The organism is Entomomonas moraniae (assembly GCF_003991975.1).
Taxonomy (GTDB): Bacteria; Pseudomonadota; Gammaproteobacteria; order Pseudomonadales; family Pseudomonadaceae; genus Entomomonas; species Entomomonas moraniae.
This window is the reverse complement of record NZ_CP029822.1, coordinates 1653749-1672879: the sequence shown is the minus strand read 5'-3', so window position 1 is coordinate 1672879 and position 19131 is coordinate 1653749. Positions and strand designations below refer to the sequence as shown.

Annotated in this window: 15 protein-coding genes and 2 pseudogenes; 13 read left to right on the top strand and 4 right to left on the bottom strand. The window is 39.1% G+C overall.

Features of this window, described 5'->3' with window-relative positions; all coding sequences use genetic code 11:
• Positions 1-12 precede the first annotated feature (12 nt).
• Positions 13-2715, bottom strand: a complete 2703-nt coding sequence (locus DM558_RS07995) for a [protein-PII] uridylyltransferase (RefSeq protein ID WP_127163310.1) — start codon at positions 2713-2715, stop codon at positions 13-15.
• Positions 2716-2734: 19 nt separating this feature from the next.
• Entirely contained in the window at positions 2735-3514 is a 780-nt protein-coding gene (gene map, locus DM558_RS07990) for a type I methionyl aminopeptidase (RefSeq protein ID WP_109702211.1), read from the bottom strand.
• A 427-nt stretch (positions 3515-3941) separates the two neighbouring features.
• On the opposite strand from map, the pseudogene DM558_RS15820 reads away from it, so the two are divergent.
• A pseudogene (locus DM558_RS15820) lies at positions 3942-4100 on the top strand (TRL domain-containing protein); the annotation flags it as partial.
• 139 nt (positions 4101-4239) lie between these two features.
• Here DM558_RS15820 and htpX read toward each other — a convergent pair.
• On the bottom strand, positions 4240-5121 hold the full coding sequence (gene htpX, locus DM558_RS07980) for a protease HtpX (RefSeq protein WP_109702213.1): 882 nt from the start codon (positions 5119-5121) through the stop codon (positions 4240-4242).
• Positions 5122-5377: 256 nt separating this feature from the next.
• On the opposite strand from htpX, the gene DM558_RS07975 reads away from it, so the two are divergent.
• The 6 genes and pseudogenes from DM558_RS07975 to cysK all read left to right on the top strand — a co-directional run bounded on the left by DM558_RS07975 (position 5378) and on the right by cysK (position 13388).
• Positions 5378-6550, top strand: coding sequence for an AI-2E family transporter (locus DM558_RS07975; RefSeq protein ID WP_127163308.1), 1173 nt, complete (start codon positions 5378-5380; stop codon positions 6548-6550).
• A complete protein-coding gene (gene ung, locus DM558_RS07970) occupies positions 6543-7244 on the top strand; it encodes a uracil-DNA glycosylase (RefSeq protein ID WP_127163306.1) in 702 nt (233 codons plus the stop codon). Before DM558_RS07975 ends, ung begins: the two co-directional genes overlap by 8 nt.
• Before the next feature lie 60 nt (positions 7245-7304).
• Positions 7305-7983: pseudogene (locus DM558_RS07965) on the top strand (Mrp/NBP35 family ATP-binding protein); the annotation flags it as partial.
• 128 nt (positions 7984-8111) lie between these two features.
• The gene (smc, locus tag DM558_RS07960; RefSeq protein ID WP_127163302.1) at positions 8112-11603 is read left to right on the top strand and encodes a chromosome segregation protein SMC; all 3492 of its coding nucleotides are present in this window, start codon (positions 8112-8114) and stop codon (positions 11601-11603) included.
• Positions 11604-11691: 88 nt separating this feature from the next.
• Complete coding sequence (locus DM558_RS07955) at positions 11692-12309, top strand: glutathione S-transferase family protein (RefSeq protein WP_127163300.1); 618 nt, start codon at positions 11692-11694, stop codon at positions 12307-12309.
• Between the two features lie 107 nt (positions 12310-12416).
• Positions 12417-13388 carry a cysteine synthase A gene (cysK, locus tag DM558_RS07950; protein ID WP_109702219.1) on the top strand — a complete coding sequence of 324 codons (972 nt, stop codon included), beginning with the start codon at positions 12417-12419 and terminating at the stop codon, positions 13386-13388.
• A gap of 25 nt (positions 13389-13413) precedes the next feature.
• On the opposite strand, the gene DM558_RS07945 is transcribed toward cysK, so the two are convergent.
• Positions 13414-14475, bottom strand: a complete 1062-nt coding sequence (locus tag DM558_RS07945; protein ID WP_127163298.1) for a phosphatidate phosphatase App1 family protein — start codon at positions 14473-14475, stop codon at positions 13414-13416.
• Positions 14476-14559: 84 nt separating this feature from the next.
• On the opposite strand from DM558_RS07945, the gene DM558_RS07940 reads away from it, so the two are divergent.
• From DM558_RS07940 to DM558_RS07915, 6 genes are all read left to right on the top strand, one after another.
• Positions 14560-15213: a dual specificity protein phosphatase family protein gene (locus tag DM558_RS07940; RefSeq protein ID WP_127163296.1), complete on the top strand. Its 654-nt coding sequence runs from the start codon at positions 14560-14562 to the stop codon at positions 15211-15213.
• 91 nt (positions 15214-15304) lie between these two features.
• On the top strand, positions 15305-15874 hold the full coding sequence (locus DM558_RS07935; protein WP_127164840.1) for a YqgE/AlgH family protein: 570 nt from the start codon (positions 15305-15307) through the stop codon (positions 15872-15874).
• Positions 15874-16320 (top strand): Holliday junction resolvase RuvX, encoded by a 447-nt coding sequence (gene ruvX, locus DM558_RS07930; protein WP_127163294.1) that lies wholly within the window; start codon positions 15874-15876, stop codon positions 16318-16320. Before DM558_RS07935 ends, ruvX begins: the two co-directional genes overlap by 1 nt.
• Entirely contained in the window at positions 16317-16826 is a 510-nt protein-coding gene (pyrR, locus tag DM558_RS07925) for a bifunctional pyr operon transcriptional regulator/uracil phosphoribosyltransferase PyrR (RefSeq protein WP_109702224.1), read from the top strand. Before ruvX ends, pyrR begins: the two co-directional genes overlap by 4 nt.
• Positions 16827-16850: 24 nt before the next feature.
• Positions 16851-17849: an aspartate carbamoyltransferase catalytic subunit gene (locus tag DM558_RS07920; RefSeq protein WP_127163292.1), complete on the top strand. Its 999-nt coding sequence runs from the start codon at positions 16851-16853 to the stop codon at positions 17847-17849.
• Entirely contained in the window at positions 17849-19123 is a 1275-nt protein-coding gene (locus DM558_RS07915) for a dihydroorotase (RefSeq protein WP_127163290.1), read from the top strand. The genes DM558_RS07920 and DM558_RS07915 overlap by 1 nt, the downstream gene beginning before the upstream one ends.
• The last annotated feature ends 8 nt before the right edge of the window (positions 19124-19131 follow it).

The window sequence follows — 19131 nt, the reverse complement described above, 5'->3', positions numbered from 1 at the left end:
AATCTTTAAGGGTTATATATTCATTGTAAAATCTTTTGTTATCGTTTCTGTTTGAGAAACTTCTGACAACTGGCTGATAATCGCCTGTTTTAGCGCTGATATTTTTGTAGCATCACAGATAGCATGCCCTGTTTTATCAATAACCAAGAAATTATCTTCAACACGCTCACCTAAAGTAGTAATTTTAGCACCTTGAATCGTTAAGTCATAAGATAAAAATATTTTGGCAATGCGTGCTAAAAGCCCTGGACGATCAGGTGCCTCTATTTGCACAATACTCATATCATTTTGAATGTCTTTATAAACAGCCACTTTGGGTTTAAATGTAAAGTGTTTCAATTGACGAGGAATACGTCGCTGAATGATGGTTTGGTAGTCTTCTGGGTTTTTAAGGCCGTTGATTAACCCTTCCCGAATATCATTAATTCTTTGTTGATTTTGGCCTATTGATGAACCATCTTCATTTAAAACAATATAACTGTCTAATGAGAATTTAGATGTGGAGGGTAAAATGCGTGCATCTTGAATACTAAGATTAAGTTGTCCCATAATAGAAACAGTTACTGCAAAAAAGTCGTGCTGTTTAGGGGCATAAATAAATATTTGAGATGCGCTGCCTATTCCATGTTGCGATGTTTCTTTAAATAGTACCAAGGGGTCTTGGGTATTGGTGTGATGTAAAATGGCTTCCGTATGCCATGCAATATCACTAGAGGTATGACGTAAGAAATAATCTTCCCCCATTTGTGTCCATAATGTTTCTACTTCGTCTTCATCTATCCCTGTGCGCGTTAGGATATCGAGTGCAGCACGTTGTGTTTGCAGTATTTGCTCTTGTCGACCTAATGGGTTGGCTAGGCCGCGACGCAGTGCTCGTTTGGTTTCTGTATAAAGCTGCTGCAGTAACGTTGCTCGCCAAGAATTCCAAAGCGTTGGATTGGTTGCATTAATATCTGCCACGGTCAGTACGTAGAGATAGTTTAGTTTATTTTCATTTCCAACCTGTAAAGCAAACTCATTAATGACTTTTGGGTCGGTCAAATCTTTACGTTGCGCTGTTGTCGACATGAGTAGGTGGTTTGCCACAAGCCATGAAACTAAAGCAATATCATCGGAAGATAGATGGTGGAGTTTTCCGAAGTATATAAATTCTTCAGCACCTATTTCAGAGTGATCACCACCACGTCCTTTGCCAATGTCATGGAATAATCCTGCTAAGTAAATTAACTCGGTTTTAGGCAATTTTAAAAAAACTTTAGTAGGTAGTGGGAATTTCTCCATCATTTCTAAACGTGAGAATTTTCGTAAATGCTTAATGACTTTTAATGTATGGGCATCAACCGTATATATATGAAATAAATCATATTGCATTTGCCCCACAATATGGCCAAAGGCAGGAATATAACGACCTAAAATACCGTAACGATTCATACGTCTTAAATTGCGGTGTATGTCTGTTTCACAGCGTAGTAGTTCTAAAAAAAGTTGGGAGTTTTTAGGATCATGTCTAAAAGCGTCATTGATAAACTGTCTTGCTTCACAAAGTAACCGAATAGTATTAGCACGTATTCCCCAAATTGCAGGGTTCTTGGCAAGTACAACAAAAATTTCTAATATCGTTGATGGGGTATCACGAAAAACATGGGGTGATGTGATCTCAATAAAATCATTACAAATTTGAAAGTGTTTGTTGATGGGGATGATGCAAGGCGTTTTATTTTTTTCTAAAATGACTTCTTTAAAATGTTGATAGATAATTTCATTAATACTCGAAACATTCATTACCATTCGGTAATATTTTTTCATCAGCTGTTCAATGGCATGCTTAGGGTCTTCATTGTTATAGCCTAGTAATTTAGCTACTTTGGCTTGATAATCAAGTAGAAGACGGTCTTCCGATCGATTGGCGAGCATATGTAATGCATAGCGTACTTTCCACAAAAAAAGTAGTGATGCATTCATAACTCGGTATTCATTCTCTGTGATAAATCCTTTGTTTATCATGGCATGCAATTTTAACGTGCCATATTCACGTCGACCTATCCACAAAATAGTTTGGATATCCCTTAGACCACCGGGAGAACTTTTTACATTCGGTTCGAGATTGTATTCAGTGTCATTGTATTTTTCATGCCGCTCTTTTTGCTCAAGGTATTTTTGAATGAGAAACTCAGAGCTAGGCCACATTTTATCAGTGCTTGTCGCTAACAGCATTTGCTTGCGTAGGGCATCGTTACCAATAAGGGTTCGGCACTCTATAATATTTGTGATAATGGTGAGGTCTTCTCGTGCATGCTCAGCACACTCATCTAATGTGCGAACGCTGTGGCCAATCTCTAAGCCAATATCCCACAGCAACATTAAAAATTGCTCGATGGCTTGAACATATTCATTTTTATGGCCATTTTCAACGAGTATTAGTACATCAATGTCTGAGTGTGGGTGTAACTCCCCTCGGCCATATCCACCAACAGCTAGAAGTGTAATATGTTGTGAACCTGCCCAATCAAATTGCTTCCATGCTTGGGTTAGAATTTGATCCATAAACCATGCACGTTCAGTGATCAGTTTTCGAATGTCATACCCATCACAAAAACGTTTGTCTAGTACTGTACAAGCATATTTTATGGCTTTTTTAAAAGCAGTCACAGGGCTTGACTTTAATGCAAGCTCTGCTTGAAACTGACTCAGATTAAATAGCTCAGCAGTACTCATTGATGATCCTATTCAAATTTTAATTAGAACGGGGAAAGCTTTCTTCTTTTCGTAATGTTAATACTTCATAGCCTGTTGGTGTAACTAAAATCATATGCTCATATTGTGCTGATAATTGACGATCTTTGGTAATAGCTGTCCAACCATCGCCCAGTGTTCTGGTTTCATATCGACCTTGATTAATCATCGGTTCGATAGTAAAAACCATTCCTTCTTTTAGTTCAAGCCCTGTTCCTTCTTTACCATAGTGCAGTACTTGAGGTGCTTCATGAAAGCCAAGCCCTATCCCATGTCCACAATAATCACGCACCACAGAAAAACCATTTTTCTCAGCATGTTTCTGAATAACGGCGCCAATATCGCCCAGGTGAGCACCGGGTTTAACTTTTTCAATACCAAGGTACATACACTCTTGTGTTATTTTACATAAGCGATTAGCCCACTCAGGTGTATCACCGAGCAAGTACATTTTACTGGTATCGCCATGATAACCATCTTTAATAATGGTAATATCAATATTAACAATATCACCATTTTTTAATGGTTTATCGTTAGGAATACCATGACAAACAACGTGGTTGACAGAGGTACAAATAGATTTTGGGTAGCCATGATAGTTCAGAGGAGCAGGAATGGTTTTTTGAACATTAACGATATAATCATGGCAAATGGTATTGAGCTCATCCGTTGTAACGCCAACTTTAACATGCTCGTCTAACATTTCTAATACATCAGCGGCTAAACGACCTGCAATACGCATTTTTTCGATTTCTTCTGGTGTTTTAATAATTACGCTCATAAATACCCGTTTTTACTTTGTGTTTTATTATCAATTGCCTTATTTTAACAGGTTGTATAATAAAAAACCAAAAAGATACAGTGTTGGCACATGGCCTTTAAGAAAGTGGTAGGTTACATCAGATAACTGTTTCAAAAGATTGATTGAAATATTATCGATATTTATTAGGTGGTTAGAGATTTTATCTCACTAATTTATTTAACTTAATATATAATGAAACGATAGTATATTTAATTAACTGTTTTATCTTTTGTCAAATTGCAATCAAGAGTTTAGCTAATGAAAAAATATTAAGACTAGCCGTTTGTTCTGTTTTATTGGCAGGTTGTGCTGGTAATACTTCGCCAGTAGGTTATGGTTTAATCACTAACGTAAAAGGGCCTATTACTGCTACAGATAATGTTGCAAGCTCTAAAAAGGGAGAGCTTGTGCTACTAACGTGCTAGGTATTGTCGCGGCAGGAGATGCTTCTATTGTAGAAGCTAAGCGTAAAGCATCAATCACTAAGGTTGCGACTGTTGATTATTCTTCAACAGGTGTTTATCCTTTCTTCGGGTCTACCTGTACTATCGTAACAGGTGAGTAATTATTAAATCAAAATAAGCAAGTATTGATAATTTACTCGATCGAAAAGGAAGATACTCTTCCTTTTCGATGATAGCATGATGGCTTTAGTGTTCTTAATAGATAGATTAATCTTTCTTATAAATTAGCAAACTATGAGTCTAAATAGCTTGTTGTCTTAGCGCTGCAATTCTATCTTCTAAACGGGGGTGACTCATAAATAGCTCTTGAAACCCATTTTTTAATGAACCATTAATCCCAAACGCTTGTAAGCTATCTGGCATTTCAGCAGGAATGTTCGCTTCAGCTTGTAAATGCTCTAGAGCAGAAATCATCGCCGCTGAGCTAACTAGGGAGGCGCCTGCATAATCGGCTCTAAACTCACGTTTTCTTGAGAACCACATCACGATAATCGTTGCTAATATACCAAGGACTAGCTCGGCAACAATTGTTGCAACATAAAAGCCTATACCTCGACCCTCATCATTCTTAAGTAAGACACGGTCAACAGCATAACCGATGATTCGAGCAAAGAACATTACAAAGGTATTCACAACACCTTGTATTAAAGTAAGCGTTACCATGTCACCATTTGCTACGTGGCCAATTTCATGCCCTAAAACAGCTTTTATTTCATCAGCTGAGAATCGTTCTAACATCCCTTGGCTAACGGCGACAAGTGCATCATTTTTGTTCCACCCTGTTGCAAAAGCATTAGCTTCATAAGCTGGGAAAATACCTACTTCAGGCATTTTAATACCTGCTTTTTGTGAAAGCTCTTGTACTGTTTGAATTAACCATTGCTCATGACGTGTACGAGGTTGATCGATAACCTGTACCGCCATTGATCGTTTTGCCATGAATTTAGACAGAAATAATGAAATAAATGATCCAGCAAAACCAAAAATGGCACAAAATATAAGCAGTGCTTGTAAGTCTAAACCGTTCTTCCCAATATAGCCTGAAAAGCCTAACAGACTTAATACAATACTGGCTATAAACACAACCGCTAAGTTAGTCAGTAAATATAAAAAAATACGCATCTAATTAAAAACTCCTAAATATTGAGAACTTTGCTTATTATTTTCTTTATGATTCTGTTTTATATGATTTATTATACATAAGTTCAAGTATTGCTTTATTTCAAACTGTGTCTATTCTTCCAAAGAAAGGTTATCATTTATATAATTATCGAGCAAAGTGATGGCAATGAGGGTTAAATTAGATAGCTTTATCATGATAAAACTAATAATATTAACGCCTTAAATTTATCGAGTAAAATACACGGTTAAGGAAATTATGAGATCTAGCAATAGCAAGCTTGAAATATCTACCTTTTTTATCATTTTGATCTTTTTTAGCTGTGCTTTTTTAAGCATTATGTTGCCTTTTTTTAGTGCTATTCTCTGGGCTGTTATTTTGGCTGTTTTATTTACGCCGATGCAAAGGTTTTTAGAGAAACGCTTAAATGGTAGATCTAATATTGCAGCGTTCATTACGGTATGTACGTGTATATTAATTGTCATTATCCCCGTTATTTTTGTTATTAACTCTTTATTTCAAGAAAGTACTATGTTGCTTGCACGTATTAAAGAGGGTAAGTTCGACATGGGCCAGTATTTACAGCATGTTGTTGATGGCTTACCTAAGCCCATGCTTAATGTATTAGAGCGTCTTGGTTGGAACTTTGATCTAGTTAGTATTAAGACCAGATTGTCTGAGTTAGGCATGAAAACACTTAGTTTTGCAGGTAATCAAGTTTACAGCATAGGCCAAGTCACATTGCAGTTTGCTGTTAGCTTGTGTGTAATGCTTTATTTACTATTCTTTTTATTACGCGATGGTTCATGGATGGGGGATAGCATAAAGCAAGCTATCCCTTTAACCGATGATCACAAGTCTGATTTGTTTGTAAGATTCTCAACAGTTATTCGAGCGACTGTAAAGGGTAATATTATTGTTGCCTGTATTCAAGGTGCCTTAGGTGGAGTTGCACTTTGGTTTTATGGCATTCAAGGTGCTATTTTATGGGGCACTATAATGGCGGTATTGTCATTATTACCTGCGGTGGGCGCTAGCCTTGTTTGGGGGCCTGTTGCTATTTATTTCTTGGTGACGGGTATGTATTGGCAGGGCATTACCCTTATTTTATTTGGGGCACTTGTTATTGGTATGATTGACAATGTCCTTCGTCCAATCCTTGTAGGTAAAGATACTAAACTCCCAGACTGGTTAATTTTACTTTCTACATTAGGTGGTATTTCAGTATTTGGTATCAATGGTTTTGTTTTAGGCCCCTTGTTTGCTGCAATGTTCATTACTATTTGGGCAACCTTAACAGAGCGTAGGCTACAATATAAAACAGAGGATGAGTCTTCCAATAACACTCCTCCACGAAATACACCAAAAAAACGCAGATACTATAATAATAGGAAAAATAATAACGCTAATCGAGACCAAAACAATGACTAAGGATGTAGTATTAGAGTCCTCTTGGAAGCAAGTTTTGCACGAAGAGTTTGATAAGCCTTATATGAAGGCGCTTGGGGATTTCTTACGCAGTGAGAAGCGTGCAGGAAAGATTATTTATCCCAAGGGATCACTCATTTTTAATGCATTAAATAGTACACCGCTAAATCGAGTCAAAGTTGTTATTTTGGGGCAAGACCCCTATCATGGCCCCAGCCAAGCCCACGGTTTAAGCTTTTCTGTACAATCCCATGTGAAAGTTCCTCCATCATTAGTAAATATTTATAAAGAGTTAAAACGAGATCTCAATATTGATCCTCCTCCTCATGGTTGTTTACAACCGTGGGCCGAACAAGGGGTTTTATTATTAAATACATCATTAACGGTTGAGGCTGGTCAGGCTGCCTCTCACTCAAAGCAAGGGTGGCAATTTTTTACTGATCGTATTATTCAAGAAGTCAATCAACACTGTCAAAGTGTTGTGTTTATGCTTTGGGGGTCACATGCGCAAAGTAAAACGCATTTTATTGACCAAACAAAACATTTGGTTTTATGCTCTGCGCACCCTTCGCCTTTGTCGGCACATCGTGGTTTTTTAGGCAATGGGCACTTTAGTAAAGCAAACTTTTTCTTGACTCAACGTGATATAGCGCCTATTAATTGGCAGTTACCTCATCATATTGACTCTTTACAATAACCTAAGGTTTATAAAGTGACAGCATCAACATTTAATCCATTAGATTCTATTTCTCATATTATCGCCGTTGCTTCTGGTAAAGGGGGCGTAGGTAAGTCCACTACATCGGCTAATTTAGCCATGGCATTAAGCCAGCAAGGTGCCAAGGTTGGTATTTTAGATGCTGATATTTATGGGCCGAGCCTTGGCATATTGTTTGGGATACCAGAGGGAACTAAACCGGGTGTTAAAGATGATCAATACTTTATCCCCATTGAGGCGCATGGTGTATCTGTTATGTCGATGGCTTTTTTAGCCTCTGATCAAACCCCTATGGCATGGCGTGGCCCCATGGCTTCAGGAGCGCTGCTTCAGTTACTTACCCAAACAGCGTGGGGTGAATTAGATTATTTAATTATTGATATGCCGCCAGGAACAGGCGACATTCAATTAACCCTTGCACAAAAAGCCTCTATCAGTGCGGCCGTTGTGGTGACAACTCCTCAAGACCTTGCCCTAATAGACGCAAAGAAAGCCATCGGCTTATTTGAAAAAGTGAATATTCCTGTGCTTGGTATTATTGAAAATATGGCCGTTCATATTTGTTCTGCTTGTGGTCATGTGGAGCATTTATTTGGTGAGGGTGGTGGTGAAAAGCTTGCGAAGCAATACCATGTCCACTTATTAGGTTCTTTACCTTTATCTCTTGCTATTAGAGAGCAGGCAGATTCGGGTGTTCCTATTGTATTAGCTAATCCTGAGTCTGAAGCTTCGAAGCTTTATCAAGCTATTGCTTTACAGGTAGTACAGCAGTTAGCTCAATTACAGGCTCAAGCCTCTATTTTGCCTATTATAGAAATTACAGACGAGTAAGAGAAGTTAGGTTGTATGCGTTTAAAGTCTATTAAATTAGCGGGTTTTAAGTCTTTTGTAGATGCAACAACCGCCTATTTTCCAACCAATATGACGGCAGTTGTTGGGCCAAATGGGTGTGGTAAATCAAATATTATTGATGCAGTGCGTTGGGTAATGGGCGAAGGATCTGCTAAGAACCTTCGTGGTGAATCCATGATTGATGTTATCTTTAATGGGTCTAATAGCCGTAAACCTGTCACCCAAGCGTCCATCGAGCTTATTTTCGATAATTCCGATGGAACTATTGTCGGCGAGTATGCCAGTTATGCGGAAATTTCTATCCGTCGGCGGGTTACGCGCGATGGACAAAATCAATACTTTTTAAATGGTACAAAATGCCGTCGGCGCGATATTACAGATATCTTTTTGGGTACAGGGTTAGGTCCTCGTAGTTATTCTATTATTGAGCAAGGCATGATCTCTCGGTTGATTGAGGCCAGACCTGAGGATTTACGCAGTTATATTGAAGAAGCCGCTGGTATTTCCAAGTACAAAGAGCGCCGCAGAGAAACAGAAAATCGTATTGGTCGTACCCAAGAAAATTTAGCCCGACTATCGGATTTAAGAGAAGAGCTAGGAAGACAGTTAGAACGTTTACATTCACAAGCAAAGTCAGCGGAAAAGTATCAGCAATATAAAATAGAAGAAAGGCAGCTAAAAGCAGAGCTCACTGCTATACGTTGGCGAGATTTACACAGTAAAACAGAAAATCATCAGCGCGTTATTCGTGAGCAAGAACTAGCGCTTGAAGCGTTGATAACTGAGCAACAAAATGCAGATACGCATATTGAGCAATACCGTGATAAACACCATGATTTATCAGAAAATTTTAATCAAATACAAGGTAGGTTTTATGCGGTAGGTGCTGAGATAGCACGTATAGAACAAACGATTCAGCACAATCAGCAAAGAGTAAAACAGTTACAAGAAGACAGCCTTGATGCAGAGAAAAATTATCAAGAAGCTGTAACAACTATCGCGGCTGATGACGAGCTATACGCGAGTATGGCAGAGGAAATTGTACTGCTTGAGCCAGAAAAGGAGCTATTAGAGGCTAAAGTCGAAGAAGCAGTTATTCAATTAGAGGAACTTGAAGCCACTACCATTAGTTCGCAAGAAGCGTGGCAAGTATTTAACCAAAATAGTAATGATGCAAAGCGTCAAGCTGAAGTTCAACAGTCAAGAACTCAGCATTTTGAGCAGAGTCTTGAGCGGTTAAGTGAACGTGTACAGCGATTAACTAATGAGCTAGCACAACTTAATGCTGATCCACAGTCGGCTGAAATTCTTTTATTAGATGAACAATTGAGTGAGTCTGAACTGCTTATTGCTCAAACCGAAGAGGATAAAGAGCAGTTACAGCAAGATATTAATCAGTTACGGGATAAGCGTAGCCAGTTAGATTCTCAGTATCAAAAGCAACAAACGGATAATCAAAAACTTTCTGGGCGTATTTCCTCACTCGAAGCGTTACAACAAGCTGCCCTTAATCCTGACAATGAGGTTAGCCAATGGCTATCTAAGCAGAGGTTTGAACATTGTATTTATTTAGCCGATAAGCTAAAGGTAGAGGATGGTTGGCAACTTGCGGTAGAAACGGTATTAGGTGCAGATTTACAAGCAATTATTAGTGATCATTTAACGCATGAAGCCTTGCAATCATTTGATAAAGGTGAGTTGCGAGTTTTTCAGCCCACTAACAATGCATTGACTGTTTCAACACCGTCTTTACTTGATAAGGTAATAACAAAAGATATTGCCCCCTCATGGTTAGCGCTTATTATTCCTGCTGAAAATTTAGAGGAAGCATTCACTTTACGCGCTCAGTTGGCTGTAGGCCAAAGTATCATCACCCAAGATGGCTATTGGATGGGAATAGATTTTATTCGTATTAAGCGAGGCGAGCAATCAACAACGGGCGTATTAGCCAGAGCTGAAGAGCTGCAAAAACTACTTCAGCAACAAGATGAGAATGAAGAGCTTATCGAGCAGTCTCATCAAGAAATTGAGGTGTTAGGCCAACAACTCACTTTAAAAGAGCAAACATTGGCAGATCAAAACAAAAAGCTACAGCAAATGACCCAACAACGTGGAGAGCTCAAAGCAAAGCTAGTAGCACATCAAGCAAAACTCGAGCAGATAACACAACGCCGCCAATATTTAGATAAAGAAATTAGCGAACTCACGATACAACAGCAAACACAGTTCGATGAGCTAAAACAAGCGAGATCACTTTTGCAAGAAGCGCTTGATCAAATGGCTGAGTATGCAGAGCAAGATGGTCAACTGCAAGCGCAGCGTAATCAGTTGCAGAATCAACTTGAACATTGGCGTCGAGAGGAACGTAGTCAGAAAGAGCAACTTCATCAATTATCGATTAAGTTGAATGGGCTAGTCACTAAGCGTCAGGCAACAGAACAATCTTTACAACGTTTAAAGCAACAAGTTGAGCGCTTACGCGAGCGTAAAGAGCTTTTGCAAATGCAATTAGCTGAAGGCACAGCCCCTATAGATGAGTTACGTTTTTCTTTAGAGGAACAGTTAGAAAATCGCTTGCAGATAGAAGATACATTGAAGCATGCGCGATTGGCTCTAGAGGATGCTGATGAGTCGTTACGTCAAAATGAACAAAGACGTACTAAGGCTGAACAGCAAGCTCAAGCATTACGGGCACAGCTTGAGCAACAACGCTTAGACTGGCAAGGGTTAAATGTTCGCAAAAAGTCTTTTCAAGAGCAACTACAAGAAGACAATTACGACTTGCATACACTGTTACAGAATCTATCTGATGAAGCGATAGAAAGCGAATGGTCCCAACGATTAGACCAAATAGCTGAACGTATACAGCGGCTAGGTGCAATTAACTTAGCGGCGATTGAAGAGTATCAACAGCAGTCTGAACGTAAAAACTATTTAGATGAACAAAATAATGATTTAGTGGAAGCATTAGCAACGCTTGAAAATGTTATTCAGAAAATTGATAAAGAAACACGTCAGCGTTTTAGAGAGACATTTGATCAGATTAACGGTAGTTTACAGCAGTTGTTCCCCAAAGTTTTTGGAGGGGGAATGGCTTCGCTTGAGCTAACAGGCGATGATCTTCTAAATACAGGGGTGGCTATTATGGCAAGGCCACCGGGTAAAAAGAACAGTACTATTCATTTATTGTCGGGTGGAGAAAAGGCCTTAACTGCACTCGCTTTGGTTTTTGCTATCTTCCAGCTTAATCCTGCTCCTTTTTGTATGCTAGATGAGGTGGATGCTCCTCTTGACGATGCTAACGTTGGGCGTTATGCCAATTTAGTGAAAGAAATGTCGGAGAAAGTTCAGTTTATTTATATTACCCATAATAAAATAGCAATGGAACAAGCCGATCAACTCATGGGGGTTACCATGCACGAACCAGGATGTTCACGCCTTGTGGCAGTTAATATGGAAGAGGCGGTTGCTTTAACCGAGTTGTAGTGTAATGTTTATTAAAACATATTGTGTTTATTTTCATGGGTTATTAGCGTAAGGTAAACAAAAATACACTAGCAGCTCGGAGTATACCATGCAACTTATCGGCTTATTAAGATCCCCTTTTGTCAGACGTGTGGCCATTTCATTAAAGTATTATGGTATCCCTTTTGAGCACTATCCTTTGTCAGCTTTTGGTGAGGGTTATCCTATTTTATCGGCCATTAACCCCGTTGCAAAATTACCCACACTCGTATTAGACAATGGTGATATATTGATGGATTCAGGCTTGATACTTGAATATTTCGAGTCACAAGTACCTGTTATTCAAAAGTTATTACCCATGACGGCCAACGATTTAGCTTCTCATTTAAAAGTAATAGGGCTTGCGATGATGGGGGCAGATAAAACCGTTCAATTAGCTTATGAAACACAAAGGCGACCTGAAGATAAGCAGTACGGTGAGTGGATTGAACGTTTAACTCAGCAAATTAAAGGGGCATTTAATGCGCTTGACTCTGAGGTAGCCAATAACTCCGATTGGCTTATGGGGGAGGCAATCAGTCAAGCAGCCATTTCAACAGCCGTTGCTTGGAGTTTTAATCAGTATGCTTTACCTAATGTATTGGATAAACAAGATTTTCCTAATTTAGTACAGTTTACCCAGAGCTTAGAAAGTTTGCCTAATTTTATTGATACACCTATAGAATAATGAATAATGGTTTTTATTCTTTTTAGGTATATAATCAATTGATTAAATGCAATGGATTATCAGAAATAATAGAAGAAGAAAGATTTTCAAATAAGAGGAATGAACAGATGACGATTTTTGTAGATAATGCCCAGTCCATTGGTAAAACACCATTAGTACAGTTGAATAAGCTAACAGTTCGTGGTGTCACTATTCTTGTGAAAATAGAGGGGCGTAATCCAAGCTACTCCGTTAAATGTCGTGTGGGTGCTAACCTTATTTGGGATGCTGAAACATCAGGTAAATTAAAAGAAGGCATGACCATTGTTGAGCCTACTTCGGGTAATACAGGGATTGCTTTAGCCTCTACAGCTGCTGCTAGAGGGTATAAGTTGATCTTAACTATGCCATCCTCAATGAGTTTGGAGCGACGTCAGGTATTAAAAGCATTAGGTGCTGAGTTAGTGCTAACAGAACCTGAAAAGGGGATGAAAGGGGCGATTGATAAAGCCAATGAAATTGTTAATAGTGACCCAAGCAAGTATTTTATGCCTCAACAGTTTGATAATCCTGCTAACCCAGCTATTCATGAAAAGACAACGGGGCCTGAGATTTGGCAAGATACTAACGGTGATATTGATATTTTTGTTGCAGGCGTGGGAACAGGTGGAACGTTGACAGGTGTTTCTCGTTACATTAAAAATACGCAGAAAAAACCTATTATTTCGGTAGCAGTTGAACCTACTAATTCTCCTGTTATAACGCAAGCCTTAGCGGGAGAAGAAATTAAACCTGCACCACATAAAATTCAAGGTATTGGTGCTGGTTTTATCCCTAAAAATTTAGATTTATCATTAGTGGATCAAGTGGTGACTGTGACTGATGATGAAGCAAAACAAACAGCGCTACAGCTGATGAAAGAAGAGGGTATCTTGTGTGGGATTTCTTCAGGTGCAGCCGTTGCGGCGGCATTAAAACTTGCAGAGCAACCTGAAAACCAGAACAAGACGATTGTTGTTATTTTGCCTGATTCTGCAGAGCGTTATCTATCCAGTATGTTATTTGCAGATATGTTTACCGAGCAAGAGAAAAAACAATAATAAGAAAGGACGTTAACGTCCTTTTTTATTCTCTAGGAGCACAGGTATTAATAATTGTTGTGGGGTCGGTAAAGATCTGCCACTTATAACTATCTACCCCTGCAAATAATTGCTTATAACGCGGACTTTGCTCATCTTCATTCGTGACGTTACGAATGGCTATACACTTAACCTGCGTAGGGTATTTTTTCATCATTTGGGCATAGATTTCTGGGTCAGCCTCCCCTGAGTCACCGATTAATATAAATTGTCGTTTAGGGTAAGCGTTGAGTAGCTTTTCTAGTGTTGATAGCTTGTGATTGCGTGAGTCATCTCCCGTTGGGATAATGGAGTGCCAAGTTGTTGCCTCTCTCAAATGAACACTGCCTGTGGGAAACTGTGCCTTATCCATGAAGTCTTTTAATGCGGGATACAGTTGTATAGGGCTAGAAGAAAGGTAATGGAAGCTAATCCCCTTTTTTGCCATTTGTTGATACCAATCGCGCATGCTATTGATGGCTTTAAATGGCTTGATAAAAGTATTAATTAAGAGTTGTTTTTGATCTAACACCTTTGAATCTTTTATGGTGTCGTCAATATCTGAAATAACAGACAATCCAATATCAGGGCTAAAAAAAGATAACTCTGTGTTAGTGGATTCGGGAAGGTTTAGGTCAGAAATAGAGTAACTAATACTATGATTACTTTGCTGGCTAGGTATCGTATTAAGATAAATTACCTGATTAGTAACGCCACCTTTATCTGTTTTAGGTAATGTGTAGGTTGTGTTATTTAGCTTTATGCTTAACACTTTGCCTCGTTCTGAATCGACTCTAAATAATTGGCTTCTTTGATACAATAGGTCATACTCCTCGGGAGTTAACGTATCCTTATCAATGCCTAAATATTTGGTTAAGAGAGAGGTCATCCCTGGGCGCCTTTCTTTCTCATAAACCCACGCCTGTATACTAATAGCTAATTTATTATCAGGGGTTTGATAGGCAATATTCGGAATGAATAACACATGTTCATCTGATTTTAATTCAGAACCATAAGTGATTGACATATTAATTACAGATAATAAAAGCAATAGCTTTTTAACGTGCATGTAAAAGTCCTTGTCATAAAATTATACAAACATGATAACAATAAACGCTTAACTTAACATTTTTTTTACAGGTGCTTTCCTATAATGAAGCACGAATTAGTTCTTTATAGGTTTGAACCCTCGATGAAAACCCTAAAATACATGCCTTTTCTGTTATCAGTTATATTATTTTCACTTGCCCATTCAGCTTCTGCAAGTGAGTTAGAAAAGGACTGGGCAACACCGATTGATACCCGCTTTAAGTTTTATCAAGTGAGTCCTCTTTTATTTCGTAGTGCTTTACCAAACTCCACAGATGTTGATCTGATTAAACAACAAAATATAGGCACAATCATTAGTTTTATTAAAGAGGATGATAAAAAGTGGCTTGGAAAATCTTCGGGTATCCAACTGCTAAGCTATCCTTCCCATGCTGATCGTATTGATGATGACGATGTGTTAGATGTTTTAAAAGTGATTCAGAACTCAAAGAGTCAAGGTAAGTCTGTATTAATTCATTGTAAGCATGGACAAAATCGAACAGGGCTTTTCGTTGCTATGTATCGTATTATTGTGCAGAATTGGACAAAACAACAAGCCATAGATGAGCTTGTGAATGGTATTTCAGCGACACAGGCTGATGATGTAAAAGACGCGATTGCTTATATACAAAAAGCTAAAGTGAAAAAAATTCGTAAGGCACTTCAACAAAACTCCTGCAGTACCAGTAAATATGCATTATGCCAATGGTTTAGTTAATGGTAATGTGAATTTATTAAGATGACTTCGTGACCTTTGTGTAAATGCGCTTTATAATGTGCGTCGATATTTAATCGAACAAGCATTATTTATGAAAAATGACCCTTTGTCTTATTTAAATAATCAGTTTCTAGTGGCAATGCCCCAGCTAGAGTGCTCAGAGTTTTCTAACTCATTGGTATATCTTATTAGCCATAATACAGAAGGCGCCATGGGGATTATTGTAAATAAAGAGAAACCTTTTCATTTGGCTGATATATTAGAGCAGCTAAGGCCCGATACACTATTTCCTGCAGTAAACCTAATGACACCAATCTATCATGGTGGCCCTATTGATACAGAACGTGGTTTTGTATTGCACTCCAAAGATAACGTTTTTCAAAATACAATTAACTTACCTGATATCCAGTTAACCTCATCCCAAGATGTATTGATTGATATTGCCGAAAAGAAAGGGCCTGAAAACTACCTTATTGCATTAGGTTATGCAGGTTGGGGAGCAGGGCAGCTAGAGCAAGAAATTATTGAGAATACATGGTTAACTTGTCCATTTAACGCCGATATTATTTTTAAAGTAGCCTCTGAGCAGCGTGTTGATGCTGCATTGGAACAACTGGGTGTAAATTTTTCATCACTATCGCGCCATGTAGGGCATGCTTAATGGAGACAGCGCTTCCTAAAATCATTTTAGGGTTTGATTATGGGTTACGCCAAATAGGAGTTGCCGTAGGTCAGGGTTTCACCAAGCAAGCAAGAGAGCTCTGTGTATTAAAAGCACAAGACGGTATTCCTAATTGGCAGCAGATAGAGCGTTTACTAAAAGAATGGCAACCCGATGCTGTTGTTGTTGGGCTGCCTTTGAATATGGATGGTACACCTAGTGAAATGAGTAAGCGTGCTGAAAAGTTTGCACGTAGGCTTCATGGTCGTTTTCAAGCCACTGTTTATACACAAGATGAAAGATTGACGAGTTATGAAGCCAAGGAGCAATACCACGCGCAAGGATATAAAGCAGACTACCATAAAAACCCAGTCGATGCTTTAGCCGCGGCATTAATCATTGAAAGCTGGTTAGAAAATTATTCTTCAACAACGGAGAGCATATGATGTTGCCTTTACCCTCAGAGCTTTTGCCTAAAATAGCAGATCAACTTCAAACGTATTTGACTACACACAATATTCAAAATCCTGTTTATGTCGGTATTAGAACAGGGGGTGTTTGGGTTGCAACACAGTTATTGGCAGAAATGAATAAACAAGATGAAACGTTAGGTATTTTAGATGTTTCATTTTACCGTGATGATTTCACACAAAAGGGTTTAAATCCACAGGTTAGTCCTTCGGCATTACCTTTTGAGATTGATAATCAACATGTTGTTTTAATTGATGATGTGCTAATGAGTGGTCGTACCATAAGAGCTGCTATGAATGAGCTATTTGATTATGGACGCCCTGCGAGTATTACATTGGTGTGTTTATTGGATTTAAACGCCAGAGAGTTACCTATTAGACCTGATGTGGTTGGTGAGGTTCTTAATCTCCCTGAAAATCAACGCGTTAAAGTTCAAGGGCCTACACCACTGACTCTTGAGTTAAAAACATTGGCTTGCTAAACTAAAAAACTGAGGGCTTTTTTGATGCTTAAAAGAAAACAAACACTACAATTAAATAGGCAGGGACAATTAAAGCACTTTCTATCTTTAGATGGTTTGCCAAAAGAAATTCTCACGGAAATATTAGACACGGCTGATTCATTTCTTGAAGTAGGTGCTAGGTCAGTAAAAAAAGTTCCCTTGCTGAGAGGGAAAACGGTTTGTAATGTCTTCTTTGAAAACTCCACTCGTACTCGTACAACTTTTGAGCTTGCAGCAAAGCGTTTGTCTGCTGACGTTGTTACATTGCATATGTCAACCTCATCAACCAGTAAAGGCGAAACCTTAACTGATACCTTACATAACCTTGAGGCGATGTCTGCCGATATGTTTGTGGTAAGACACAGTGAGTCTGGTGCCGCACACTTTATGGCTGAACATGTTTGCCCCCATGTGGCGGTAATCAATGGTGGAGACGGTCGTCATGCACATCCAACCCAAGGTATGTTGGATATGCTAACCATTAGACGTCATAAAGGTGACTTTGCTAATTTATCGGTTGCAATTGTTGGCGATATCATGCATTCACGTGTTGCTCGAACGGATATGCTAGCGCTTGAAACGCTAGGTTGCAAAGATATTAGAGTGATAGGCCCTAACACCTTATTACCCATCGGTTTGACAGAACAATATAAGGTTAAAACCTACACTAACATGGATGAAGGTATTAAAGGAGTGGATGTCGTGATCATGCTTCGTTTACAAAAAGAACGCATGCATGGTGGCCTATTGCCCAGTGAGGGAGAGTATTTTAAACAGTATGGTTTGACAGAAAGACGTTTGGCTTTAGCCGCACCTGACGCCATTGTTATGCATCCAGGGCCTATTAATCGTGGTGTAGAAATAGAGTCGTCTGTGGCAGATTGTGAGCAATCAGTGATTTTAAACCAAGTGACCTATGGTATCGCGGTTAGAATGGCCGTACTTTCTATGGCGATGAGTGGGCAACTAACAGAACGACAATTGGAATTGGAGAATAAATAATGACGATATCAATTACCAATGCAAGAGTTATTAATCCTAGTAGTGGATTTGACAAACAAACAGATATTCATATTGAAAATGGCAAAATCATTGCTATTGGTGATAAGCCTACGGGTTTTATTGCTGACCAGGTTATTGAAGCTAAAGGGCTTGTTGCTGCGCCAGGCTTGGTGGATTTGAGTGTTAATTTGTGTGAGCCAGGTTATAGTCGTAAAGGCACTGTTGCAACGGAAACACTTGCAGCTGTTGCGAGTGGTGTGACTGCACTTTGCTGCCCACCTCATACAAAGCCTATAGCCGATACAACCGCTGTTCTTGATTTGATTTTAGAAAAGTCACGAGAAGCTAATCTTAGTAAAGTTTTTCCTATTGCAGCGCTAACAAAGGGTTGTGAAGGCTCACAGCTTTCAGAAATGGTAACATTAGCAGAGGCGGGGTGTATTGCATTTACTAATGGTTTGGCGGAAGTTGAAAGTAATCGTGTCCTAAGAAGAGCGTTGGAGTACGCTGCAACTTTTGATTTTCAAGTAACATTTACCTCTCAAGACAGTAAGCTCGCAGAGGGTGGTGTTGCTCATGAAGGATCCATTGCTAATTTCTTAGGGCTTGCAGGGATTCCAGAAACAGCGGAAACAGTGGCTCTATCACGTAATTTACTGCTGGTTGAGCAAACTGGGGTACGCGCACATTTTAGCCAGCTTACCTCCGCCCGCTCTGTTGAATTGATTGCGGCCGCTCAAGCGAGGGGGCTTAATGTAACAGCAGATGTAGCACTTTATCAGCTTATTTTGACAGATGAATCGTTATCTGATTTTTCAAGTCTCTATTATGTTCAACCGCCGTTAAGAACACTTAAGGATCGTGATGCTTTACGTGAGGGGGTTAAGTCTGGAGTAATCCAAGCTATTGCTAGTCATCATCAGCCTCATGAAAAAGATGCTAAATCAGCCCCTTTTGCAGAAACAGAACCCGGTATTAGCAGTGTAGAAATATTGCTTCCTTTAGCGATGACATTGGTTGATGAAGGGCTGTTAGATCTTCCGACTTTACTAGCAAGGTTGACTTCTGGTCCTGCGAGCGCACTTCGCTTACCTGCAGGTGACTTAGCAATTGGCAAAGCAGCTGATATTGTTTTGTTTGATCCCAAAACATCTACCATCGTTGGTGAACATTGGCATTCAAAAGGGAAAAACTGTCCTTTTATGGCGCATTGCTTGCCTGCTAAAGTTAAGACGACTTTTGTTGATGGGCGTATTGTCTATCAAGCGGAGTAATTATTTAT